Raw genomic sequence first — 24612 nt, forward strand, 5'->3', positions numbered from 1 at the left:
GTCTTGCACTTTGGGGGCAGAAATCAGTACTCATTTCTGCCCTGAAAACGGTGGGGGTCAGGTGGAGAAGCGGGTGAGGAGGTCCTGACGGTCGGTCTTGCCGTTCGGCAGCAGTGGCAGGGACTCGAGGACCAGCCACTGCTTGGGCACCGCGGCCGGTCCCAGCTGAGCCCGGACCGCCTCCCGGGCGGCGGCCTGATTGAACGGTGCGTGATTCCGGCCCTGCGCCACGGCGGCACACACGCGCTGACCCCATTCGTCGTCCCGGACCGCCCCGACGAAGGCGGCTCGCACACCCGGGAGCGTCTCGAGCACCTGCTGGACCCTCGCCGCCGAGACCTTCACGCCGCCGGTGTTGATGACATCGTCCACGCGGCCGGTCACCGTGAGGCGCTGGCGGCCAGGTGGGCCGGCCACCGTGCCGGTGTCCTCCGTGAGGAACCAGCGGGCGCCGCCGTCCGGGCCGGCGTCGGGGCTGGACCCGGCGCCGAAATGCCTGGCCGTGCGGTCGGCGTCGTCGAAGTAGCCGGCGGCGACCATCGGGCCGGACAGCCGGAGACGGGGGACACCCGGGCGGTCTCCGCCGTCCGCGATTGGGTCGGTGACGAGGTCCGCGGTCACGCCGTCCAGGGGAACGCCGTCATACACGCAGCCGCCGCAGGTCTCACTCATGCCGTACGTCAGGTGGATCCGCAAGCCGGCCTCGGCGGCGGCCTCCCGGACCCGGTCGGGGAGGCGGGCACCGCCGATGAGGATCGCGTCGAAGGTGCGCAGGGCATCCACGGCGGCCCCGGCAAAACCGGCACCAGCGGGACCGACGCCTGCACGGCCTGAGGCGCCAGTGCCGGCGTCGGGCACCAGGAGGCGGGAGAGCATGGTGGGAACGAGGGAGAGGGCGCGGAAGCCCGTTCCGCGTTCCATCCGGTCCACGGCCTCCACGAAGGACTGCGGCGTGAACGGACCGGGGGTCAGCGGGACGGGGGTGGTGCCGGCCGCGATAGAGCGGGAGAGCACGGCCAGCCCGGCCACATAGTGCAGGCCCACGGACAGCAGCCACTGGCCCTCGCCGCCGATCCGGCTGGCGGTCGCCGTGGCCGAGGCGGCCAGGGCTTCGCCCGTGAGCAGGGTCTGCTTGGGGGTCCCAGTGGAGCCGGAAGTCCGCACGACGGCGACCGTCCCCTCGGCACCACCGGCCGCCGGGTCCGCGGCCTCGGGGCGGGGGAGGGCTCGGCCGTCCTCGGTGAACTCGACCGGGGGGCCGGAGCCTTCCAGGGCGGCGGCCAACGCGCGCTGGGCGCGGTCAAGGTCGGTTGAGGTCACGGGCACGGATCGAGTCTAGCCAGTGGCGGGACCGGGGCCGCTCTCGTGGCTCCGGATCAGAAGTGGTGCGGGAACGCCGACCAGTCGGGGTCGCGTTTCTGCAGGAAAGCGTCCCGGCCCTCCACGGCCTCGTCCGTCATGTAGCCCATGCGGGTGGCCTCGCCGGCGAAGACCTGCTGGCCGGCCAAGCCGTCGTCGGCCATGTTGAAGGCGAACTTGAGCATGCGGATGGCCTGCGGGGACTGGCGGTTGATGTCCGCGGCGTACTCGAGGGCCACCTCCTCGAGTCGTTCGTGGTCCACGGCCTCGTTCACCGCGCCCATCTGCACCATCTGCTCGGCGGAGTACTCGCGGGCCAGGAAGAAGATGGCCCGGGCGTTCTTCTGCCCCAGCTGGCGGGCCAGCAGGGCGGAACCGTAACCGGCGTCGAAGGAGCCGACGGTGGCATCGGTCTGCTTGAACCGCCCGTGCTGCCTCGAGGCGATGGTCAGGTCCGCCACCACGTGCAGGGAGTGCCCGCCACCGGCCGCCCAGCCGTTGACGACGGCGATGATCGGCTTGGGCGTGGTCCGCATGAGCCGCTGAACCTCGAGGATGTGCAGGCGGCCGGCGCGGGCCGGGTCCACGGTCTCGGCGGTGTCCCCCTCGGCGTAGCGGTAGCCGTCCCGGCCGCGGATGCGCTGATCGCCGCCGGAGCAGAACGAGTGGCCGCCGTCCTTGGGGGAGGGGCCGTTGCCGGTGAGCAGGATGCAGCCGACGTCCGGCGTCATGCGGGCGTGGTCCAGTGCCCGGTAGAGTTCATCCACGGTGCCGGGACGGAACGCGTTGCGGACCTCCGGGCGGTCGAAGGCGATGCGGACGGTCGGCAGGTCCCGCACGACCGCCCCGGAGGGGTCCCGCTCCACCTGGCGGTGGTAGGTGAGGTCCTCGAAGTCGAATCCGTTCACCACCCGCCAGTGCTGCGGGTCGAAGAGGTCCGACACCTTCTCCGGCAGCTCGTCTGCGGAGGCAGGGGCGGTCTGGGAGGTCTGTGCCTGGGGAGTCTGCTGTCCGTTCACCCGGCCGAGTCTAGCCAGCGCCTCCGCCCTCCTGCTCACTCCGGTTGAGTCTGGACCTTTTCACGCAAAATGGGGGTCACAGCGTGGAAAGTTCCAGACTCAACGTGCCGGGGTGCGGGGTGGGGCCCCCGCCGACCCGCGGATCAGGCGAGCGGCGCACCCACCCGGGCGCCGTCGTCGGGATCCTCGGCAGCCTCATCGGCCTCCGCGTGGTCCACGGCCACACCGCCGGCACCGGTGGCAGCGGCCTCGCGGGCCTCAGCGGCCAGGGAGAGCATCTCGGCCTCCTCCATGGTGCGCTGCTCTGGCTGGCGCCTCTCCTCGAGGGCCGTCTCGGCCGGAGAGCCGGGAACCACGGCGGAACCGATGGACCCGGGCACCTCAGAACCGCGCAGGGAGGCTCCGGCGGTCTCTCGCATGAACCAGACACAGACCAGGCCCACGGCACAGGCGGCCATCATGTAGTACGCCGGGAACTGCACATCTCCCGTGACTCCGATGCCCCATTCGTTCACCAGGGCCGCGGTGCCGCCGAAGATGGAGGTGGAGATGTTGTAGGTGATCGCGAAGCCGGAGAACCGGGCCTGGGTCGGGAACATCGACGGGAACGTCGCGGTGATCGTGGACAACTGCGGGATGTACAGCAGGCCCAGCACTGCGAAGCCGAGGATCGCCAGGCCGAAGTTCATGCCCATCAGCATGAACATCGGGATGGCCAGCAGGATCAGCCCGCCCAGGGAGAAGAACCAGGACGGTTTGCGCCCGTACTTGTCCGAGAGGCCGCCGGCCCACGGCATCAGTGCCATCATGGCGATCTCGCCGATGAGGATGACCATCAGTCCGGCCGCAGCCGGCAGGCCGATCTGCTGCTCCAGGTAGGTCGGCATGTAGGACAACAGCGTGTAGTTGACCACGTTCACCGAGATCACCAGACCGGTCATCACCAGCATCGGCTTCCAGTGCTCGCGGAACAGTGCCGGCAACGACGGCGGCGCGGGGGTCTCGCTCGCCAGGTCGCCCTTCGCGGTGGAGGAGCCGGCGAAAGCGGCCGAAGCGGCCGGTGCGGCCGGAGCGTCAGCCGGGGAGCCGGCGTCGTGCGTGGTGCCGTGGTCCGGCGCGCCGTTCAACTCCTCATAGACCGGGGTGTCGTCCAGCTTGGAGCGCAGGTAGAAGCCGATCAGACCCATGGGGGCGGCCAGCAGGAAGGGCAGGCGCCAGCCCCAGGAGGACATCTGCTCGGGGGAGAGGATGAGTTCCAGTAGCAGCATGATCGCCGTGCCGAGGGCGAAGCCGCCCAGGGTGCCGAACTCCAGGAATGAGCCGAGGAAGCCGCGGCGGCGGTCCGGGGCGTATTCAGACATGTAGGTGGCCGCCCCGCCGTACTCGCCGCCGGTGGAGAACCCCTGGACCATGCGCAGCACGATCAGCAGGACCGGTGCCAGGACACCGACCTGTTCGAAGGTCGGCAGCACGCCGATGAGGAACGTGGCACCGGACATCATCAGGATGGTCAGGGCGAGGATGCCCTTGCGGCCCAACCGGTCACCCAGCGGACCCCAGACGAGGCCGCCGATCGGGCGGACCAGGAAGGAGATCGCGAACGTCGCCAGGGTCAGCAGCATGCCGCCCTCGCCCGGGAAGAAGTGCTGCGTGATGTAGGCCGTGGCCACCGCGTAGACGCCGTAGTCGTACCACTCCGTCGCGTTACCGAGAGCCGAGGCTGCCGTGGCCTTGCGGATGGCGGCGGCCGGGGTCTTCTTCCGCGGTGGGCGGGTCGGCCGGGAGAAGCGGTTGCGCCGCCGGGGCTGTGCGGACTGCACGCCCGTCTGGGGTGAGCCAGAGGGGAGAACTACCGAGGGCTGGGACTCTGTTTCGGACACAGGTGATCTTCCTGGTGCGGTTCACCCCGCCAGGGGTGTTCCAGGGCCGATCGGGCGTGAGGCCCGGTCGTCCCGGGGAGGGTGGACCAGGGGCGCCTGAGTCGAATCCGGTGAGGACGGCCCCGGAATGCTGACTCGGGACCCACCTGGGATTGCAGACAATGGACCGTATCGGAGGCGGTAGGGGTCGGGTCAAATCCGCGTGAGGTGCATCACGATCGGGGCTGAGGGCTGAGGGCTGTAGGCGGCGGAAGTGGCACAGTGGGACGCATGAGCGAGGAATCCACGGGCCCGGTGACCTGGGAGGGGGCGGTCAATGCCCGCCACGTCCTGGGTGGGATCTACCGGATGGGACGGCAGGAATGGCTGACGGATCTCGGGTGGCGGCAATTGCGCCGGGACGGTGTGAGCACGGTGATCGATCTCCGCGGCACTCCCGAGCGCCGGCGCCGCTCCACCGATCCTGAGGTGTCCGATCAGGCCCATGACGGCCTCGAGATCCTGCACCGTCCGGTGGAGGATCACACGCATGACGGTTTCGAGGACTACCTGGCCCCTGCGCTGGCCGATGGCGCACCGTATCCCAATCATCCGCGGTACTACCCGGCCACGCTCCAGTACTTCCCGGACCGCGTAGCCGCCGTGTTCACGGCCATCGCCGCCGCGCCCGGCTCGGTGGTCCTGCATTGCTCGGCCGGGCGGGACCGCACCGGCCTGGTGGTCACCCTGCTGCTGTTGCTTGCCGGCCGTCGGGATCTGGTCGCCTCCCAGTACGACGCCGGCGCTCGCGGCATCAACGAATGGCACCGCATCAGCCCCGTGCCTCATCCCCATGAGCGGCACCTGGATGGGCCGGAGCTGGACGCGTTCCTCTTCGGCCGCATCGAGGCCCTGGAGGAGTTCGCCGCCTCACTGCCAGATGCCGAGGCCGTGGCCGATCTCCTCACCGCCCACGGCCTGACGCCCGGCGAAGTGGAGGCGGTGCGAGTCAAGCTCCGGGAGGGCTGAGGCGATCAGGCGCGGAGCTCGGTGGCCCCCAGTGCCGTCAGCAGGAACGCGTAGTCCCAGGCGCGGTCCTCCCAGGCTCGGTACCTGCCGGAGGCTCCGCCGTGGCCGCCGTCCATCTCGGTTTTGAGCACGATCGGGGCGCCTCCCTCGGTCAGCGGCGTGGCTTGGTCCGAGGTGACGGTGCGGCGTAGATGCTGGACCCACTTGGCCGGCTCCACGTAGAGCACGCGGGTGTCATTCAGGGACGTCACCGCGGCGATCGCCGGGTAGTCCACGGCACGCACGTTCTCGTACGGGGTGTACTCCTGCATGTACCGGTAGACCTCGGGATCGGTGATGGGGTTGCCCCACTCCTCCCACTCCAGGGCCGACAGTGGCAGGTCCGGGTCCAGGATGGAGGTCAGCGCGTCCACGAACGGCACCTGGGCCACGCAGGCCCGGTACAGCTCGGGGGCCAGGTTCAGCACGCCGCCCATGAGCAGTCCGCCGGCGGATCCGCCCATCGCCGCGATCCGGTCCGGGTCCACCCAACCGGACTGCGCCACGAAGCGGGTGGCGTCCACGAAGTCGGTGAACGAGTTCTTCTTGTGCAGCTTCTTGCCGTGGTCATACCAGCCGCGGCCCAGCTCGCCCCCGCCGCGCACGTGAGCCACCACGTAGACCACGCCCCGGTCCAGCAGGGACAGCCGTGCCGCGGTGAATCCGGGGTCCATGGACATCTCGTAGCTGCCGTAGCCGTAGACCACGCATGGGTTCGAGCCGTCCCACTCGGTGTCCTGGCGGCGGATCACGGTCAGCGGGATGGAGACGCGACGGTCGGTCGACTCGGCCGGGGCCCACCACCGCTCCACGAGGTACTGCTCCGGGTCATAATCCGGGACCTCGACCTGCCGGCGCAGATGCAGCTCGCCGCCGCCCACATCGCCGCCGCCCACCTCATAGTCCAGGACCTGCGTGGGCGTGACCCAGGAGGAGTATCCCAACCGGAGGAACGGCGAATCGAAGGGAGCCCCCGCCAGTTCGCAGGAATACAGTTCCTCGCCGAAGTCCGGCTCCACCGGCGCCGACTGCAACTCGGTACCCAGTCCAGCCAGTGACATCACCAGGGTGCGCGGAGTCGTCTCGCGCCGCACGGCCAGGGCCAGGTGCGTGGCCGTGACGGCGGCGCCGTCCACCTTCATGGTGTCTGAATGCCCGACGACGGTGCGCCAGAACCGCGGATCCGTCACCGTGTCCCGGGCGGCCAGGGACACCATGTTGTTCGGGGCCGGCGTGGGGCCGTGCTCCTCGTCCTCGCTGGAGAAGTCCTTGTTGTGGACGATCACGTAGTACCGGCCGGCACCGTCCTGACCGCCGGTGGTGTCCAGGGTGACGGGGTCCACGTCGTGCAGTAGCCCGAGGTCCCGGGAGACCAGCATCCGCAGCTCGCCCAACGGCTCGTCGGGGGAGTCGGGCAGGTCCAGGGCGAGCGTCTCGGCGATCTCCGAGTTGCCCACGGAGACCAGCAACTCGGTGCGGTCCGCGGAGAGTCCGAAGCCGGACCACATGCCGGGATCGTCCTCCTGGAACAACAGCTGGTCCTGCTCCACCGGGGCGCCGAGGGTGTGGGCGAGGATCCGGTAGGGGCGCCAGGAGTCGTCAGGGACGGTGTAGAACACCCGGCTGCCGGTGGCATCGAACACCAGCCCGTAGGACACGTTGGGGATCTCGTCCGCCAGGTCCGTACCCGTGCGCAGGTCCCGGACGCGCAGGGTGAAGCGCTCGTCCCCGGCGTGATCCACGGCGTAGGCCATCAGGTTCCCGTCCCGGGAGACGGCGATCCCGCCCAAGGAGAAGAAGGGCTGGCCCTCGGCCTCGGCGTTGCCATCCAGGATGACCTGTTCGCCGGCCACGGGCACGCCGGGCTCGATCACCGGCGGGGTCCAGTCGGCCAGCCGGTCACCGGTGTCGGTGGCCTGGACGCGGCAGTGGGTGGGGTACTGCTGGCCCTCCTCGGTGCGAACGAAGTACCACCAGCCGTCCTTGCGGGAGGGCACGGAGAGGTCGGTCTCCACGGTGTGTGCCTTGATCTCCCCGAAGATCGCGGCACGCAACGGTTCCTGGTCCGCCGTCACGGATGCCGTGTACGCGTTCTCGGCGTTGAGGTGAGAGATGACCTCGTCGGACTCCTTGTCCCGCAGCCAGTCGAAGTCGTCGGTGAACGTGTGCCCGTGGTGTGTGCGGGCCACAGGCCGCGCTTCGGCCACCGGGGGCTGGGAGCCGCCGGCCGGCGTCGTGGTATCCGTGCTGGTCTGCTGGAAGCTCGCGGAAGTCATACAGGCCATTCAACAGCACGGACCGCCGGCCCCGGGCGTGGGGGGCGGCGGTCCGCTCTCGGCTGAGGCGCTCTGGCAGCGGGGCCTACTTCGGGGCCATGCGGATGGCGCCGTCCAGGCGAATGGTCTCCCCGTTGAGCATCCGGTTCTGCATGATGTGCAGGGCCAGGTCAGCGTATTCCTCCGGTTGGCCGAGGCGGGACGGGAACGGGACCTGCTGGCCCAGCGATTCCTGCGCGGCCTCGGGGAGCCCTGCCATCATGGGTGTCCAGAAGATGCCCGGGGCGATCGTCATGACGCGGATGCCGTGGCGGGCCAGTTCACGGGCGATCGGCAGGGTCATGGCGGCCACGCCGCCCTTGGACGCCGAGTATGCGGCCTGGCCGATCTGGCCGTCGAAGGCCGCCACGGAGGCGGTGTTGATGATGATCCCGCGCTCACCGTCCTCCCCAGGCGCATTCTCTGCCATCGCCTCGGACGCCAGGCGGATCACGTTGAACGTGCCGACGAGGTTGATCTGCACGGTCCGCGCGAAGGACTCCAGCTCGTGCGGCCCCTGCCTGCCGAGCACCTTCTCCGCGGTGGCGATACCGGCACAGTTCACGACCCCGGCCAGCGGCCCGCCCTGCTGGCCTGCCACCTCCACGGCATGTGCCACCTGTGCCGGGTCCGTCACGTCGGTCTCGACGAGGACGGCCCCTGAAGGCGGCATGCCCTTGAGATCCGCGGCCACCACGTGGGCGCCACGGGCCAGCAGGGCCCGGGCGGTGGCGGCGCCGAGGCCCGAGGCCCCACCGGTGACGAGGAACGTGCGGTCGGTGAACTCCATGGTGCTCCTGGGTTTCGGTTAACTGATCTTAACGATTCAGACCGTACCGCAGGGCAGCCGTGGGACGCGTCACACGCCCAGCAGCCCGCGGAAGACGCCCATGCCGAAGTAGACGACGAAGGCCGCCGCCACCACCCACAACAGCGGATGGACGTCCTTGGCCCGGCCCTGCGCCGTGCGGATGACGGCGTAGGCGATCATGCCGGCGCCGATGCCGTTGGCGATCGAATAGGTGAACGGCATCAGGATGAAGGTGAGGAAGGCGGGCAGGGCGGCGCCCCAGTCCGCCCAGTCGATCTGGACCACCTGGGTGGCCATCATGAAACCGACCACCACGAGGGCCGGGGCCACGGCCTCGAACGGCACCAGGTAGATCAGTGGTGTCAGGAACATCGCCAACAGGAACAGCACGCCGGTGACCACGGAGGCGAAGCCGGTGCGGGCGCCCTCGCCGATGCCGGTGCCGGACTCCACGAAGATCTGGTTGGCGGAGCCGGAGGCGCCACCGCCGCCGGACACGGCCAGGGCATCCACCATGAGGACCCGGTTGAGGTGTGGGATGTCCCCGTCCTTCGTGACATTGCCGGCCTCCCGGGCCAGGCCCACGGAGGTGCCCATGGCGTCGAAGAACACGGACAGCAGGATGGCGAAGACCAGCAGGAGGGCCATGAGCGGGCCGACCTGGGTGAAGGCGCCGAGGAGGTCGGCCTGGCCCACGAGGGAGAGGTCCGGCGCGGCCCATTCGGGGAAGGACGGTGCCACGAGTGACCATCCGGTGGGGTTGGCGTTGCCCGCCTCGTCCACGGACGGACCGATGTGGAAGACCGCCTCCAAGATGTTGGCCAGCACCGTGGCCACCACGATCCCGATGAGGATGGCGCCGCGGGTCTTGCGGACCACAAGCACGGCGGTCACCAGCAGGCCGACGACGAACACCAGGACCGGCCAGCCCTCCAGTTCCCCGCCCGTCCCCAGCCCGACCGGCACGGTGGTCCCGGCGGCATCCGGCACCCGGCGGATGAAGCCCGAGTTGACCAGGCCGATCAGCGCGATGAACAGGCCGATGCCCACCACGATCGCGGTCTTCAGGGCGTCCGGGACGGCATTGAACACGGCCTGCCGGAAGCCGGTGGCCACGAGGAGGACCATGACCAGCCCGGCGATCACCACCAGGCCCATGACGGCGGGCCAGGTGATCCCGGTGGTGGTGGCCACCGTGATGGCCACGAGCGCGTTGACGCCCAGGCCGGCTGCCAGGGCGAACGGGTGGCGGGCCCACACGCCCATGGCGATGGTGGAGAGGCCGGCCACGAGGGCGGTCACCGCGGCCACTCGGGCGATGCCCAGGGTGTCCCCGTTGGCGTCAGGGCCGGAGAGGACCAGTGGGTTGAGCACGATGATGTAGCTCATCGCCAGGAACGTGGCGAGTCCGCCGCGGATCTCCTGGGCCACCGTCGAGCCGCGTCTGGAGATCAGGAAGAACCGGTCCAGGGCGTTCTTCGGTCCCGGGGTGTCCACGGCGTTCACGGTGTCCAGTGTGACGGCGGAGGAGGGCGACTCTGGCGAAGGCATGGAGGACATGTTAGCGGCGACGGGCCGGTGCCGAGGCGGGCAGGGAGGCCCCCGGGCCGGTCTTGTGCGGGAGATCACAGGTGGCGGGTTCGCTGGCCGGACGTCACGAAAAGGGCACGGTCCCACTGATTGCCACCAATATTGTTGGCAATCCTGCCCGGATGCGCCTACGATCCAAGCCAGACGCGGTTGTGATCCGGATCACCCCCCTCCGGCTCGACTCGTCTGCGCTACTCCCACGGGAGTGGTGCCCCCTTCACCCCGCACCGGAAGAGGAAGAGTCAGTGGGCGCATGGCAGCACGTTTGACGTTGGCGGAGGTCAACCTCCACTTCGGCGGTGTGACCGTCCTGAAGGACGTCGGCTTCGCCGTGGAACCGGGAACGGTCCTCGGCCTGGTCGGCCCCAACGGCGCGGGCAAGACCTCCCTGTTCAATTGCATCTCCGGCCACTACCGGCCGAGCTCCGGCTCCATCCGGATCGGCGATGCCGAGATCAGCCAGACCCGGCCGGCGGGCATGTCCCGCCACGGCCTCGCCCGGACCTTTCAGCATCCGGCGCTGCAGCTGGAGTCCACCGTGCTGGACAACGTGCTGTTGGGGGGACACGCGCGCCTGCCGGGCGGGCCGGCGTCGTGGGCCGTCCGCCTGCCGCCGATGGTCCGCAGCGAACGCGCACTGAGGGCAGAGGCGCTGGACCGGTTGGAGGACCTCGGCCTCGGCTGGGCAGCGCACCGCAGCGCGGACGAGCTCTCCCATGGCCTGCACAAAGGCGTGGAACTGTGCCGGGCCCTGATGGCGCGGCCGCAGGTGCTGCTGCTGGACGAGCCCGCCGCCGGGCTGTCCCACGGCGAGGTCGACTCGTTCATCCAGACCGTCCACGGCCTCAAGTCCGCGGGGGAGGTCACGCTCGTGATCGTGGAACACCACATGGGGGTGATCTCCGCGCTGGCAGACCGGGTGGTCGTGCTGGACCACGGCAGCAAGCTCATGGAGGGCACCGCGGCGGAGGCCCAGTCCGATCCCCGGGTCATCGAGGCGTACCTCGGCAAAGAGAGCAAGGACACCGAAGACAGTGCGGAGGGACTCGGCGATGACGTTGCTTGAGATCACGGACCTGACGGCGCACTACGGCCCCGTCCAAGTGCTCCACGGGGTGTCCCTGAGCGTCCCCGAGCAGGGTGCCGTGGGGATCCTCGGCGCCAATGGGGCGGGGAAGACCACCACCCTGCGCGCGATCAGCGGTGCCGTCAGGACCGGCGGACAGATCCGCTTCGAGGGCCAGGACATCCGCGGCCGGAAGCCGAACGAGGTCGCCGCCCTCGGGATCGCCCACGTGCCGGAGGGGCGCGGGACCCTCGGCAACCTGACGGTCAAGGAGAACCTTCACGTGGGGGCCTACCTGCGCAAGGACCGCAAGCGGATCCAGCAGGACATCGACCATCTGCTGGAGCTGTTCCCCAACCTGCAGGAGCGCTACACGGCGAACGCCTCGGCCCTGTCCGGAGGCGAGCAGCAGATGCTGGCCGTGGGCCGCGCCTACATGGCCCGGCCCAAGCTGCTGCTGCTGGACGAGGCCTCTCTCGGGCTGGCCCCCAGTACCGCGAAGACCGTCTATGACGCGATCCGGGTACTGCGGGAGGAGACCGGCGTGGCCATGCTGCTCGTGGAGCAGAATGCCAACCTCGCCTTCACGATCGTGGACACGGCGACCGTCCTGGAGACGGGCCGCAGCGTCCTGAGCGGAACCTCCGCGGAGCTCAAGGGCCGCGACGAGATCCGCAAGGCATACCTGGGAGGCTGATGATGGGAACCTTAATCCAATTGGTGGTCGACGGCCTCGCCATGGGCTCTGTCTATGGGGCGATCGCGCTGGCAATCGTCCTGGTCAACCAGTCCACCGGCATGATCAACTTCGCCCAGGGCGGTATGGCAGTGCTCTCGGCCTACCTCGCGTTCACCTTCCTCGGGCTGGGGCTGCCCCTGATCGTGGCGATCCTGCTCTCCGTGGCGGCCTCGTTCGTCATCGGGGCGTTGATCGAACGCTTCCTGATGCGCCGCTTCATGGGCGGGGCGGAGGACACCCAGGTGGTGGTCACGGTCGGCCTGCTGACCCTGCTCACCGGCATCTGCGGGTGGCTCTGGTCCTACAACAACCTGCAGTTCCCCTCCCTGTTCCCCTCCTCGGCCTTCACCTTCCTGGGTGCCGCGATCAGCTGGCGGTCCCTCGGCACCTTCCTGGTGATCGCCGGCATCATGGTCCTGCTGCAGCTGCTGTTCCGCCAGACCAAGCTGGGACTGGCCCTGCGGGCCGTGGCGGACAACCGGCAGTCCGCGTCCTTCGCCGGGCTGCCCGTCGGGCGGCTGCTCATGGTCGGCTGGGGGCTGGCCGCCGCCCTCGGCGCGGTCGCCGGAGCCCTGGTGGCACCGCGGCTCTCATTGACCCCGGGCATGCTGGACACCACCCTCGTGTACGCGCTGGCCGCCGTCATCCTGGGCGGGATCACCAGCCCCGTCGGAGTGGTCGTCGCGGCCTGGCTGATCGGCGTCCTGGAGAACCTGGCCGCCGTCTACGTCCCGATCATCGGCCATGACCTGAAGATCGCGGTGCCGTTCATCCTGCTCTTCGTGGTCCTCCTACTGCGGCCGCAGGGCCTGTTCGGACGCAAGACCGTGGTGCGAGTCTGATGGGCACGCAGAAGACCGGACTGCTCCGGACGCCGTGGTTCCAGCTCGCCCTCGCCCTGGTGGTCGTGGTGCTGCTCGTGGTGGCCCCCTTGCTGCTGCCGATCCCCGTCAACCAGACGCTGGCGCGGATCGGTGTCTTCGCCGTCGCCGTGCTCGGCCTGAACGTCATCATGGGCTACACGGGCCAGGTGTCCCTGGGTCAGATCTTCTTCCTGGGCCTCGGCGCCTACGTCACCGCCTACGGGGTGGAGAACGGCTGGAACATCGCCCTGGTGTTCCTCGCCGCCGTCGTCATCCCCGGCGTGGTCGGACTGATCGTGGCCCTGGCGGCCGCGCGGCTCGGGGGGCTGGCGATCGCCATGGTGACGATCGCCCTGCCGATCATCGGCGTCCCCCTGGCCAAGCGGCTCAGCGATGTCACCGGCGGCTCCCAGGGCATCTCCGCCCGGTTCTCCTCCGCGCCGGACTGGACCGGCCTGGCCAACGACCAGTGGCAGTACTACCTCGTGCTGGCCATCGGTGGACTCTCCTTCCTGCTGGTCTCCAATCTGGTCCGCGGCAAGTACGGCCGGGCCTTCCGGATCGTCAAGGAGAACGAGGCCGTGGCCGGGGCCATGGGCATCTCGCCCTACCGGTACAAGGTCCTCGCCTTCACCATCGCCTCTATGGTCGGCGGTGTCAGCGGGTTCCTCTACATGGTGGTCATCCAGTACACGTCTCCCGAGACCTTGGCCTTCCACCACTCGATCAGCCTCCTGGCCGCCATGGTGGTCGGCGGCGCCGGCAGCATCGTCGGCTCGCTGATCGGTGGCGTCTACTACGTACTGGTCCCCAACTTCACCAACGAGGTGGCCCCCACCCTCACCTCCCTCATCCAGGGTGCGATCCTGCTGCTCGTGCTCTTCGTCCTGCCCGGCGGCATCGCCAGACTGCCCCGGGTGCTGCGCCGCTGGACCCGCCGCTCATCACGCTCGGGACCGCCGCCTTCGTCATCATCCGACCCGTCACCCAGTACCCCACTCAACACTCCACCCAACACCTCTCCCAGCACCGCCCCAGCAAAGGAAGACTCGCCATGATCCTGAAGAAGAAGGTCCTCAGTGCCGTTGCCATGGGCGCCGTCGCCGCCATGGCCCTGTCCGGATGCGGCCGTTCCGACGGCGGCGGATCGGACGGCGGTGGAGACGGCGGCGGCGCGGCAGCCAGCCCGGGCATCACGGACGAGGCCATCACCCTCGGCGTCACCACCCCGCTCAGCGGCGGAACGGCCGGTCCGGGCACCTGCACGGTCGCCGGCCTGGCCGCCTACATGGGCGCAGCCAACGAGGACGGTGGTATCGAATTCGGCGACGGCAAGACCCGCACCGTGGAGATCGAGGCGTTCGACGACGCCTACGATCCGCAGAAGGCCCTGTCCAACTTCCAGCAGAACCAGGGCAGCATCTTCGCCTTCACCTCCGGACTCGGCACTCCCACCAACCGGGCCTACCGCGAGGCCGCCACCGATTCCGAAGTCCCCCAGGTGCTCGTCCAGACCGGTGACCCGATCTTCAGCGACCAGACCGAGAGCCCCTGGCAATTGGGCTTCGTGCCGATCTACCAGAACGAGGGCGAGGCCTTCGGTGAGCTGCTGGCCGGTTCCGACGAGGACCTGACCGTCGCCATCCTGTCCCAGAACGACGACTACGGCGAAGGCTACGTCGAGGGCTTCAAGGAGGCCATCTCAGGTTCAGACAACATCGAGATCGTCTCGGAACTGACCTACGAGGCCACGGACACCTCGGTCGATGCCCAGCTCACCGAACTCGCCGGGACGGGGGCGGACGTCTTCTTCAACGCCATGTCCATCACCCCGCTCGTCATCTCCTCGATCGAGAAGACCCGCGAGCTGGGCTGGTCCCCGAGCTGGTTCCTTCCGTCCAACACCTCCAGCCCGGTCGCCATTCTCGAGCCGGCCGCCGCTGACGTCGAGGACGGCTTCTACTCGGTGTCCTTCGCGAAGGCCCCGCAGAGCCCGGCCTTCGCCGAAGACGAGGACGTGGTGGCCTTCCTGGAGAACCTCGAGCAGTACGCCGCCGAGTACACGACCACGCCGGACTTCCCGCACTGCATGTGGAGCTACATGGTCGGGGCCACCCTGGAGGAGGCCTTCAAGGGCATGACCGAGCCGACGCGGGAGAACTTCATGGAGGCCCTGCGCGGCATCGAGGACCTGCAGGCCCCGCTGATGCTTGAGGGCACCTCGGTCAACACCACCGAGGACGGCCAGCCGGCCGTGTCCACCGTGGTGGTCCAGAAGTACAACGGGCAGGGCTACGAGACCGCGGAGTCCTTCGACTAGGCCCGTCTCGCGCCGAAGCCGCCCCGCACCGCAACCCCTCCCTCGCTGGCCCGGCCGGTCCCATGACCGGCCGGGCCAGCGCGCTCCGGTAGCGTGGCCCCCAGTCCAGCGAAAGGCGAGCCATGTCCGTACCCGAGGGCCGGCGTCGCCGATTCAGGGGTTTCCGCGGCGGGCCGCTGGAACAGGCCTTTCAGATCTATGCGCCCTCCGCCGTCTACGCGGTGGGCCTCGGCGCGATCATGCCAGCCATGGCCCCCGCCGCCACGGCGTTCGGTGCCTCGCTGGCGCTGGCGGCCGCCTCGGTCACCCTCGTCAGCATCGGCTCCCTCGTCGCCAACGCGCCCGCGGCCTGGCTAGCCTCCCGTGCCGGCGAACGCATGACGATCATCGTCTCCGCCTGGGTGGGATCAGCCGGCGCCCTGGTGACCTGGGCCGCCGTGGCCGGATGGCTCCCGGTGGCGGATCACACCGGGCTCGGCCTGCTGCTCGCCGGCCTGGTGATCGTGGGCATGGCCGGTGCCGGATTCAACCTCGCCCGGCAGTCCTACCTCGCGGTGGCCGTCCCGGGCAGCCACCGGGCCCGGGCTATGTCCACCCTCGGAGGCACCATCCGCATCGGGATGTTCGCCGGTCCCTTCCTCGGGGCCGGATTACAGGCCGTCATGGGCCTGCAGGGGGCCTTTGTGGTGGCCACAGCGGCCATGGCGCTCGCCGCCGGCATGAGCTTCACCATCAAGGACCTCCCCGTACCGGAAACGTCGCCGGCCGGCAGCTCCCAGCCCGCCTCACGCATCGATTCAGCCACCGCCGGGCCGGGCCCCCGGCCCACCATGCGGGGGTTGGCACGCCGGCACCGCAGGGTGCTGTTGACGGCCGGCATCGGCGTGCTGTGCCTGGCCGCGGCACGGGCCAGCCGCTCCGCCGTGATCCCGCTGTGGGCCACGGAATTGGGGCTGAGCCCCGCGGCCGCCTCGGCCGTCTACGGGCTGACAGGGCTGGCCGACCTGGTGATGTTCTACCCCTCGGGGTTCCTGATGGACCGCCGGGGACGCCGCGTGGTGGCCGTGTTCTGCATGGCCGGACTGGCCCTGGGCACGGCACTGGTGCCGTTGACCGGATCTCCCTGGTGGTTCGTCGCGGTGGCCGTGGTGGTGGGCCTGGGCAACGGCTTCGGCTCCGGGATCGTGATGACGCTCGGCGCCGACTACTCGCCGCCCGAGGGCCGGCCCCAGTTCCTGGCACTGTGGCGGCAACTGTCCGATGTCGGCATGCTCACCGGGCCGGCGGTGCTCTCCGCCGTCACGGGGCTGGCCGGATTGGCCTTCGGAATCTGGGCCGTGGCGGCGATCGCGGCGGCCGGTGCCGTCATCTTCGCCCGCTCGCTTCCCAAGGGGCCCGGTTCGGTGGCGGACCTGGTGGTCCGCTAATTGCTGCTAGTCGTGTGGAACGGCCAGCCGGCGTCCGGACTGCCAGCGGAAGAAGCCGGAGAGCGCTGCGAAGACCAGCAGCCCCGGACCGGTGGCGAGCAGCACGCCGTAGAGGAAGTGCCAGCCGGAATACCAGTCCGCTTCGGCTGTCAGGGCCGCGGTGCCCCCGGCCGCCTCGAAGCCCCACCAGGCGCCCAACAGCATCGCGGCACCGGCGACCCAGAGAGCCACATCCCAGAGGGGGTGCCCGCCGGAATGCGGATGCCGGGCCGTCCGCGTGCCGCGGATGTTCCAGTCGGCACCGGTCCGCAGGATGACGTAGCCGGCCACCAGCCCCCAGAACGCGGCCACCAGGTACGCTGCCACCATGTCCGCGGGGCGGTGCCACGTCTCGATGAAGGTCCCCGCCCCCACCGCTGTGGCGAACACGGCGCCCACGGTGGCGGTCAGCGGCCGCCAGCGCGGGGCGACCATGAGGAACACCGCCACCACGGCGGCCGCGGCGAACGTCGTGTGGCCGGACGGCAGCGAATTGCCGGTGTAGTACGGCACCCCGTTGTCCAGGTCAGGGCGCACCAGCACCCAGTTCTTCAGCAGTTGCGTGGTCAGGTTCGCCGCCCCGAACGCCATCGCCGCCACCAGGGACGCGAACCAGCGTCGCCGGTAGACCGTCAACACCAGGAACACCCCGACGCCGGCCACGCCCACGATCTCCGGCAGCCGGTTGAGCACGGTGAGGGTGGAGCCCCGCAGCCCCTCGAGCCGATGTGTGGCCGCTTCCAGGGACATGAACTCGGCCAGTTGGCCGGTCTGCGTGGTCACGAAGACGCGGTACACCAGCAGCAGCAGGGCCGCGGTCACCGCTGCGGCCACTACCCAGGCCCATGTGCTGCGGGCCGGCCGCAGCAGCACGGTGGCCCGGGATGCCCGGTCGGCACGAGCGGTGCGAGCGCGCCGGCTGGGGCCGGTGCCGGGACCCGCGGGGTCGGAGGCAGCAGGGGACATGCAGGCCATTGTGGTCCACACGGCTGAGAGGACTCCGAATATCCGGCCGTGGCGGTGATCACGCCGTCCACCTCGGAGTCGAGTGTTCTTCGCCGAATTGTCACCCCGGGGTCAGCGGATGCTGGACCGTCGGTGTGGGTTCCGGCTTACTGTAGGGGCCATGGCACACCTTGCGGGTCCCACTCCCGAGCTGGCTGCGGTCCGCCAGGCACTGTCCGTCTTCGGGCCGATGAGCCGCCAGGAACCCCTCGACTGGGCCGGAGAATCGCCCTTGGCTCCCGAACTCGCCCGCTTCTACCGGGAAGTGGGGCCGGAGTGGATCGAGATCGACACCGCTGGCCTGCCCTTCCTGTTCTTCCCGCTGGAACGGCTCTGGGACGAACAGGCCGGATACCGCTGGAACCCCCGCACCGGCGCGTTGCTGGTGGACTGGAACGACGAGTGGACGGTGGTGGCCAAGCAGGGCCCCGACCCCTTCATCCTGGACGGGTTGACCGGTAAGGTCCTCACCGCGCCGGGCGAGGACGGTTGGGAAGACCGGCTCGAGGAGCCCGAGCCCACCTTCGGTTCCGTCGAGGAGATGACGCTGGCCCTCACCGCCACCGGCACCGCCTGGGCTCGCTGGGACGACCCGTTCGACGAGGACTGGAACCTGCGCCCGGAGACCACGGCCTCCGTGGTCGAGGCCCTGGAGTCCGTCCTCGGCGATCACGCCCGGGCCGTCACCGTGGCACGCAAGTTCGGCTACTTCGCCGCGGTCTGAAGGGATCTGCCGGCGTCCATAGACTGGCGGGGTGACTGAGCACCGCAACCCCCAGAACCCCCACGGCTCCCAGAACGGGATCCCGCCCCTGCTGGACGGCACGCGGCTGCCGGAGCTGGACGAGCTCCTGGAGGGCGCCGTCGTCGTGGCCCAGCCGATGCACACCCGCTTCCGCGGCGTCACCGTCCGCGAGGCCATGCTGCTGCACGGACCGGCCGGCTGGGCCGAGTTCTCCCCGTTCGCGGAGTACGGCCCGGAGGAGTCCTCGCGTTGGCTGGCCGCTGCGATCGAGGCCGGCTGGCAGGGTTGGCCGGCGCCGGTGCGTGACTCCGTCCCCGTGAACGCGACGGTGCCCGCGGTGGCCGCGGCCGAGGTCGGGCGGGTGCTGGATTCCTTCGGTGAGGTGCCCGCCGTCAAGGTGAAGGTGGCTGAGTCAGGCCGCACCGGCTCCGAGGGGGTGGCCGAGGACGTGGCCCGCGTGGCCGAGGTTCGCCGTCTGCGTCCCGGGGCGGCGCTCCGGATCGACGCCAACCAGGGCTGGGACCACGCCACGGCGCTCACCGCCCTGGAGCAGCTCGCGGAGCTGGGACTCGAGTACGCCGAGCAGCCCGTGGCCGGGATCGAGGGGCTGGCCCGGCTGCGCGAGGCCCTCCGCGCCGCGGGGACGCCGGTGCGGATCGCGGCCGATGAGTCCGTGCGCAAGGAGACCGATCCACTCGCCGTGGCCCGAGCCGGTGCGGCGGATCTCGTGGTGGTCAAGGTACAGCCCCTCGGGGGGGTGCGGCGCGCACTGGGAATCGTCGCGTCGGCTGGCCTGGACGCCGTGGTGTCCTCCGCCTTGGACACCTCCGTGGGAATCGCCGCAGGGGTGGCGCTCGCCGCGAGCCTGCCGTCGCTGCCCTATGCCTGCGGGCTGGGCACCGTGGCCCTGTTCGCAGAGGACGTGGCCATTCGGCCGTTGCTTCCCCGCGGCGGCCGGCTTGCTTCCGGCGCATCTGGCGCACCGCATCCCCGTCCCGTCCCCGATCCGGTGGCCCTGGCACGATTGCGGGCGGACGAGAGCCGCCAGCAGTGGTGGCGTCAGCGCCTGGCGCAGGCCCACGGCGTGTTGTCCGCGGCCTGAGCGAGAATTGAGTGGCATGAGAGTGACCTAAATACACCTCACCCAGTGTTCACCGGGGCGTCACCGGGCGGTGACCGGACGGAGGAATGACGAGGCCAGTCTGTGAAGGCCTTGTGAACGTCACTCGTCGCCACCTGAAGAGGGAACCCATGCTGAAACGCCACCTGCCCATGGCCGGGCACACCCGCGGAAACCGCCTTCCGATCACCTGTGAATTGAAGTGCGGCAACGCCTGCAGCCACGAGGCTCCGAACACCTCGGGCAACACCCACTTCCGGGACGTCGCCAACGCCGCGATCTCCCGCCGCGCCGCCCTCGGACTCGGAGGTGGGCTCGCCGCCGCCGTCGTCGTCGGCGCCGCCACCCTGCAGAAGGCCCCCGCGGCCCAGGCGGCGAACGGATTCCACCCCACAGGCGGCGGGAAGCTGCCCTTCGAGGCCATCGCCCCGGTGCAGCGCACCGTGGACACCGTGACCGTCCCGTCCGGCTACGACTGGGCCCCCATCATCCGCTGGGGCGATCCACTGTTCGACGATTCCCCGGAGTTCGATCTGGAGAACCAGACCGGAGCGTCCCAGGCGAAGCAGTTCGGCTACAACTCGGACTACCTTGATGTCTTCTCCGACGGCGGCAATGACCGTACCGGCTTCCTGGTGAACAGCCACGAGTACACCAACGAGAACATCATGTTCTCCCCGGAGTACCTCAAGTCCAACCCGAAGGACGTCATCGAGGCCGCCATCGAGGCCCATGGTCTCTCGATCGTGGACCTGAAGCGCGGCGGCAAGGGGCAGAAGTGGGAGTACGTCCGGGGAGGGCGCCGCAACCGCCGGATCACCGGCTCCACCCTGTTCACCGTGGACGGCCCCGCCGCAGGATCTGACCTGTTGAAGACGAAGGACGACACCACCGGAACCAAGGTGCTCGGGACTCTGAACAACTGCGCCGGTGGCACCACCCCGTGGGGCACGGTGCTGTCCGGGGAGGAGAACTTCAACCAGTACTTCGTCGGCACCGGAGCCGAGGCCGAGCGTCGCATCGGGATCTCACCAGGACCGAGCTCCCGCCGCTGGGAGACGGTCGACCCCCGGTTCAACCTGAACAACGAGGGCTACGCCAACGAGGCCAACCGCTTCGGCTGGATCGTGGAGATCGATCCGGAGGACCCGAAGTCCACCCCGGTCAAGCACACCGCACTGGGCCGCTTCAAGCATGAGGCCGGGACCGCGGTCATCTCCCGGGACGGCTACGCCGTGGTCTATTCGGGTGACGATGAGCGCAACGACTACGCCTACAAGTTCGTCTCGCGTCAGAAGTACCGCAAGGGGGACAAGAAGCACAACATGACCCTGCTCTCCGAGGGCACCCTGTACGTGGCCCAGTTCAACGGCAACTCCCCGGAGTCCGAGATCGACGGCACCGGTGACGTTCCCTCGGACGGTGACTTCGACGGCTGGGGCCGTTGGATCCCGCTGGTGAAGAACGACAGGTCACTGGTGCCGGGCTTTACTGTGGAGGAGGTCCTGGTCAACACCCGTCTCGCCGCGGACACCGTGAACGCCACCGCGATGGACCGTCCGGAGGACTTCGAGACCAATCCGGTCACCGGCAAGGTCTACATGGCCCTGACCAACAATTCCCAGCGTGAGGCCGGCGGACTCCACGAGGCCAACCCGATTCCCGGGAACCGCGACGGTCACGTCATCGAGATGACCGAGCGCCGTGGCGACCACGCCGCGGAGCGGTTCAACTGGAACATCCTGTTCCTGGCCGGCGATCCGGCGCAGGAGGGCAACCACGCCTACTTCGACGGGGTGCCGCTGGACCAGGTCTCCCCGATCTCCTGCCCGGACAACCTGGCCTTCGACTCCGAAGGCAACCTCTGGGTCTCGACGGACGGACAGCCCGGCACGATCGGCTACTGCGACGCCCTGCACAAGGTCACGCTCGAGGGCCGCAACCGTGGCCTCGTGGAGCAGTTCCTGGCGGTGCCGGCCGATGCCGAGACCTGCGGGCCGGTGATCCACGACCGGGACAACTCCGTGTTCGTGGCCGTGCAGCATCCCGGCGAGGGCGGTGACTGGGGAGCCCACACCTCCTACTTCCCGGACTTCGTCCCCGAGGGGCCACTGAAGGGGGACAAGGTCGCCGTCCCGCGCCCGGCCATCGTCCAGGTCTTCTCGACCACGGGCAACAACGGCCGCTGACCCGCGGCGCATCCAGTGACGCCATCCCCGATTCCACGCCCGGCCCCACGCCGGAGGTGGTGAGGGGGTGGCGTCACTCTGTGTTTTCCAGCCGGACCAGCCAGACCAGCCGGACCCGCACCGGAGTTAACCTCCCACTCAGGCTTCCTCCGTAGGATGAGGAGCATGGACCGAACCCCGGATGACCCGCCCACCCTGAATCCGGCCCTGGACGCCCAGCAGGTGGCCCGGACCGTTGCTGCGGCGCTGATCGAGGGCGGCCTGCGCGAGGCCGTGATTGCCCCCGGATCCCGTTCCGCACCCCTGGTCTACGCCTTCGCCGAAGCCGAACGGGCCGGGCGGATCCGGCTTCACGTGCGCATCGATGAGCGATCCGCGGCCTTCACCGCACTGGGACTGGCCCAGGCCTCGGGCCGGCCAGTCGGCGTCGTGACGACGTCGGGGACGGCCGTGGGCAATCTGCTGCCGGCTCTCATGGAGGCCGATCACGCCGGGATCCAACTGGTCGCGCTGACCGCTGACCGCCCGGAGGAGCTGCAGGGCACCGGTGCCAACCAGACCACCTGCCAGGATGGGCTCTTCCCGTTGCACGTGCGCTTCGCGCAGACCCTGAGCGGGGACACCGTCCCGGATGTGGATCCGGACGAGATCCCGGACTGGCTGGCTGCGGAGGCCGCCGAGGTCTCCGGGGCAGATGCCGATCCCCGCATCACCGCCCTGCGCCGGCACCGGGAACACCTGGCCTCCGTGGTCTCCCGGGCGCTGCTCGCGGCCGGTGGCTTCGACACCGAGGACGTGGAGGGATTCGCCGGGGTACCGGGTGTCGCCGTGCGCGAGTCCGCACCCGGCCCGATCCACCTGAACCTGCGGTTCCGGGAGCCGTTGGTCCCGGCCGAGGACGACGCCGGCCCGGTGGAGTGGGACGGCGACGTGGCCGACCAGCCCACCAGCGCGACCCCCAGCACGACCACCGGTACCGTCCGGGTGAACCCCATGGACCTGGCCGAGCAGCTGGACCTGGACGTCTCCGAGCTGCACGAGTCCCGCACCGTGGTGGTGGCCGGGCACGGCTCCGGACCCCTGCCTGCCGCCTTCGCGAACGCCCTCGGCCTGCCCCTGCTCGCCGAGCCGAGCTCCAACGCCCGCTTCGGCCACAACGCCGTCGGCGCCTACCCGTGGCTCCTCGGGTCCGCCGGCGGGCTGGGGGAGGACTCCCATCCGCTGGCCGCCCGGATCGAGCAGGTCATCCTCTTCGGCCGGCCGACCCTGACCCGGCAGGTCTCCGCGCTGCTGGCCCGGGCCGATCTGGCCACGGCGTTCCACCAGCCAGAGCCGGTGGCCTGGTTCGAACCCGGTGCCCGCCGCGAACGTCCGGTGGAGGACCTGGAGGAGCTGGCCGTCGTCGCCGGCCGTGGCCCCGCGGGCTGGCTGACGGACTGGCAGCGGGCCGGAGTGCGGGCCCAGGCCGCCCTGGACGACGCCCTGGCCACCCGGCACGACGACGTCGGCCGCCCCGGTGCCCTGCGCACCAGCCAACTCGTGGCCAGCACCGTCAGGGGCCCACTCGTGCTGGGCTCGTCATCGGTGATCCGGGACGTGGACCTGTCCTGGCGTCCGCCGACGGTCCCGCAGTCCATCGTCTATGCCAATCGCGGACTCGCCGGCATCGACGGCACGATCTCCACGGCGTCCGGCGTGGCGCTGGGCACTGGCCAGCGCACCGTGCTGCTGTGCGGGGACCTGACCCTGCTGCATGATGTGGGAGGCCTGCTGCTGGGGCCGGGGGAGCCAGAACCGGATCTGGACATTGTGGTGGTCAATGACGCCGGTGGGGCGATCTTCGCCGGCCTCGAACACGGCCTGGTGGCCCAGCGTGAGGACATGGCCGAGGTGGTGGAACGCTTCTTCGGCACCCCGCAGGACGTGGACGTGCGTGCCGTGTGTGCGGCTTACGGCCTGGAGTGGATCCCGGTGGACAGCGAGGACGATCTGTTGTCCGCCCTCGGTGGCAGCCCGGGCCCGGGCCGCCGGGTACTCGAGCTGCGTTCGGACCGTTCCGCCCGGCCCCGCGTCCGCGGCCAGGTGGAGGCCGCGGTCCGCGCGACGTTCCGGTAGGGCCCGTCCGGTCGGCTAGGCGTGCAGCCCCAGCGCCTGCAGCATGGGGCGCATCTTCGCGTGGGTTTCGGCCAGCTCGGCCTCAGGGTCCGAGGCCGCCACGATCCCGCAGCCGGCGTAGAGGCGCACCGTGTGCTCCTCCTCGACGACGGCCCCGCGCAGCGCGATGCCGAACTCGCCGTTGCCGTTGCCGTCCAGCCAGCCCACGGGGCCGGCGAAGAGGCCGCGGTCCAGGCCGTGGTCCTCGGACTCCAGCCGGTTGATGAGCGCGGCGGCAGCCTCGCGCGGAGTGCCGCACACGGCCGCCGTGGGATGAAGGGCCTCGGTGAGTGCCAGCGCGCCGGGTCCGGTTCGCCGTGCGCCCTCTGCCCCCACGAGCAGTGCCGTGACGTCGGTTGCGAGATGCCACACGTTGGGTAGCTCGAGGACGAACGGCTCGTCCGGGGCCTCGAGGGAGGTGGTGAATGGCTTGAGGCGCTCGGTCAGGGAGTCCACGGCCAACCGGTGTTCGTGGCGCTGTTTGGGATCGTCGGTGAGCAGCTGACGGGCGTAGTCAGATCCAGCCGTTCCGACCGGTGCCCCATCCCGGTCCAGGGTCCCGGCCAGCACGCGAGCCCGGGCGACGTCCCCGTCCACCTTGACCAACATCTCCGGGGTCGAGCCGATGAGGCCGTTCACGGCGTAGGTCCAGCAGTCCCGGTACTGCACCGACAGGGTGCGCAGCACCTGCGGGACGTCCACGGGATCGGCGGAGCGGACCACGGCGTCGCGGGCCAGGACGAGCTTCGTCAGCGTCCCCGCCTCGATCTCCCGCACCCCGCGGACGACGGCGGCCCGGTATCCGTCCTGGGTGAGCACCCCATCGGTGAGCCGGAGACCGTCCGCGGCTTCCGCCCCGGTACCCGCTGGGGCACCGGCGGGGTCCGGCTTCCGGCCGGCCGTCTCGGCGAGCAGCCCGCGCAG

At 70.0% G+C, this 24612-nt stretch carries 19 protein-coding genes; 11 read left to right on the forward strand and 8 right to left on the reverse strand.

The annotated features are described in order from the left end of the window. Nucleotides 1–57: 57 nt before the first annotated feature. The 3 genes from ABD134_RS11930 to ABD134_RS11940 all read right to left on the reverse strand — a co-directional run bounded on the left by ABD134_RS11930 (nucleotide 58) and on the right by ABD134_RS11940 (nucleotide 4258). A complete protein-coding gene (locus tag ABD134_RS11930) occupies nucleotides 58–1326 on the reverse strand; it encodes an AMP-binding protein (protein ID WP_344229727.1) in 1269 nt (422 codons plus the stop codon). 50 nt (nucleotides 1327–1376) lie between these two features. Continuing rightward, on the reverse strand, nucleotides 1377–2315 hold the full coding sequence (locus ABD134_RS11935; RefSeq protein ID WP_378108304.1) for a 1,4-dihydroxy-2-naphthoyl-CoA synthase: 939 nt from the start codon (nucleotides 2313–2315) through the stop codon (nucleotides 1377–1379). A gap of 206 nt (nucleotides 2316–2521) precedes the next feature. Continuing rightward, entirely contained in the window at nucleotides 2522–4258 is a 1737-nt protein-coding gene (locus tag ABD134_RS11940; RefSeq protein ID WP_378108200.1) for an MFS transporter, read from the reverse strand. Nucleotides 4259–4528: 270 nt separating this feature from the next. Here ABD134_RS11940 and ABD134_RS11945 point away from each other — a divergent pair, with 270 nt between their 5' ends. Beyond that, on the forward strand, nucleotides 4529–5266 hold the full coding sequence (locus ABD134_RS11945; RefSeq protein ID WP_344229731.1) for a tyrosine-protein phosphatase: 738 nt from the start codon (nucleotides 4529–4531) through the stop codon (nucleotides 5264–5266). Between the two features lie 5 nt (nucleotides 5267–5271). Here ABD134_RS11945 and ABD134_RS11950 read toward each other — a convergent pair whose 3' ends face one another. The 3 genes from ABD134_RS11950 to ABD134_RS11960 all read right to left on the reverse strand — a co-directional run bounded on the left by ABD134_RS11950 (nucleotide 5272) and on the right by ABD134_RS11960 (nucleotide 9982). Continuing rightward, nucleotides 5272–7581, reverse strand: coding sequence for a S9 family peptidase (locus tag ABD134_RS11950; RefSeq protein ID WP_344229732.1), 2310 nt, complete (start codon nucleotides 7579–7581; stop codon nucleotides 5272–5274). 85 nt (nucleotides 7582–7666) lie between these two features. Beyond that, nucleotides 7667–8410 (reverse strand): SDR family NAD(P)-dependent oxidoreductase, encoded by a 744-nt coding sequence (locus tag ABD134_RS11955; RefSeq protein ID WP_344229733.1) that lies wholly within the window; start codon nucleotides 8408–8410, stop codon nucleotides 7667–7669. A gap of 69 nt (nucleotides 8411–8479) precedes the next feature. Then, complete coding sequence (locus ABD134_RS11960; RefSeq protein ID WP_344229735.1) at nucleotides 8480–9982, reverse strand: NCS2 family permease; 1503 nt, start codon at nucleotides 9980–9982, stop codon at nucleotides 8480–8482. Nucleotides 9983–10274: 292 nt separating this feature from the next. Between ABD134_RS11960 and ABD134_RS11965 the strand changes: the two genes are divergently transcribed. The 6 genes from ABD134_RS11965 to ABD134_RS11990 all read left to right on the forward strand — a co-directional run bounded on the left by ABD134_RS11965 (nucleotide 10275) and on the right by ABD134_RS11990 (nucleotide 16436). After that, complete coding sequence (locus tag ABD134_RS11965) at nucleotides 10275–11087, forward strand: ABC transporter ATP-binding protein (RefSeq protein ID WP_344229737.1); 813 nt, start codon at nucleotides 10275–10277, stop codon at nucleotides 11085–11087. After that, complete coding sequence (locus tag ABD134_RS11970; RefSeq protein ID WP_425549742.1) at nucleotides 11074–11784, forward strand: ABC transporter ATP-binding protein; 711 nt, start codon at nucleotides 11074–11076, stop codon at nucleotides 11782–11784. The genes ABD134_RS11965 and ABD134_RS11970 overlap by 14 nt, the downstream gene beginning before the upstream one ends. After that, nucleotides 11784–12668 carry a branched-chain amino acid ABC transporter permease gene (locus ABD134_RS11975; RefSeq protein WP_344229738.1) on the forward strand — a complete coding sequence of 295 codons (885 nt, stop codon included), beginning with the start codon at nucleotides 11784–11786 and terminating at the stop codon, nucleotides 12666–12668. The genes ABD134_RS11970 and ABD134_RS11975 overlap by 1 nt, the downstream gene beginning before the upstream one ends. Beyond that, nucleotides 12668–13747: a branched-chain amino acid ABC transporter permease gene (locus ABD134_RS11980; RefSeq protein ID WP_344229740.1), complete on the forward strand. Its 1080-nt coding sequence runs from the start codon at nucleotides 12668–12670 to the stop codon at nucleotides 13745–13747. The genes ABD134_RS11975 and ABD134_RS11980 overlap by 1 nt, the downstream gene beginning before the upstream one ends. Next, a complete protein-coding gene (locus ABD134_RS11985) occupies nucleotides 13744–15009 on the forward strand; it encodes an ABC transporter substrate-binding protein (protein WP_344229742.1) in 1266 nt (421 codons plus the stop codon). The genes ABD134_RS11980 and ABD134_RS11985 overlap by 4 nt, the downstream gene beginning before the upstream one ends. 122 nt (nucleotides 15010–15131) lie before the next feature. Continuing rightward, nucleotides 15132–16436 (forward strand): MFS transporter, encoded by a 1305-nt coding sequence (locus ABD134_RS11990; protein ID WP_344229744.1) that lies wholly within the window; start codon nucleotides 15132–15134, stop codon nucleotides 16434–16436. A gap of 6 nt (nucleotides 16437–16442) precedes the next feature. On the opposite strand, the gene ABD134_RS11995 is transcribed toward ABD134_RS11990, so the two are convergent. Continuing rightward, complete coding sequence (locus tag ABD134_RS11995) at nucleotides 16443–17441, reverse strand: phosphatase PAP2 family protein (protein WP_344229746.1); 999 nt, start codon at nucleotides 17439–17441, stop codon at nucleotides 16443–16445. A gap of 160 nt (nucleotides 17442–17601) precedes the next feature. Between ABD134_RS11995 and ABD134_RS12000 the strand changes: the two genes are divergently transcribed. The 4 genes from ABD134_RS12000 to menD all read left to right on the forward strand — a co-directional run bounded on the left by ABD134_RS12000 (nucleotide 17602) and on the right by menD (nucleotide 23649). Beyond that, nucleotides 17602–18204 carry a hypothetical protein gene (locus ABD134_RS12000; RefSeq protein WP_344229747.1) on the forward strand — a complete coding sequence of 201 codons (603 nt, stop codon included), beginning with the start codon at nucleotides 17602–17604 and terminating at the stop codon, nucleotides 18202–18204. Nucleotides 18205–18235: 31 nt separating this feature from the next. Next, the gene (locus ABD134_RS12005) at nucleotides 18236–19327 is read left to right on the forward strand and encodes an o-succinylbenzoate synthase (protein ID WP_378108199.1); all 1092 of its coding nucleotides are present in this window, start codon (nucleotides 18236–18238) and stop codon (nucleotides 19325–19327) included. 149 nt (nucleotides 19328–19476) lie between these two features. Next, nucleotides 19477–21534 (forward strand): PhoX family protein, encoded by a 2058-nt coding sequence (locus ABD134_RS12010; RefSeq protein WP_344229749.1) that lies wholly within the window; start codon nucleotides 19477–19479, stop codon nucleotides 21532–21534. A gap of 165 nt (nucleotides 21535–21699) precedes the next feature. Continuing rightward, a complete protein-coding gene (gene menD / locus ABD134_RS12015) occupies nucleotides 21700–23649 on the forward strand; it encodes a 2-succinyl-5-enolpyruvyl-6-hydroxy-3-cyclohexene-1-carboxylate synthase (RefSeq protein WP_344229751.1) in 1950 nt (649 codons plus the stop codon). 15 nt (nucleotides 23650–23664) lie between these two features. Here menD and ABD134_RS12020 read toward each other — a convergent pair. Then, on the reverse strand, nucleotides 23665–24612 hold a 948-nt coding region (locus ABD134_RS12020; RefSeq protein ID WP_344229752.1), incomplete at its 5' end, for an isochorismate synthase.

The sequence above is a fragment of the Citricoccus alkalitolerans genome, assembly GCF_039528175.1.
Classification (GTDB): domain Bacteria; phylum Actinomycetota; class Actinomycetes; order Actinomycetales; family Micrococcaceae; genus Citricoccus; species Citricoccus alkalitolerans.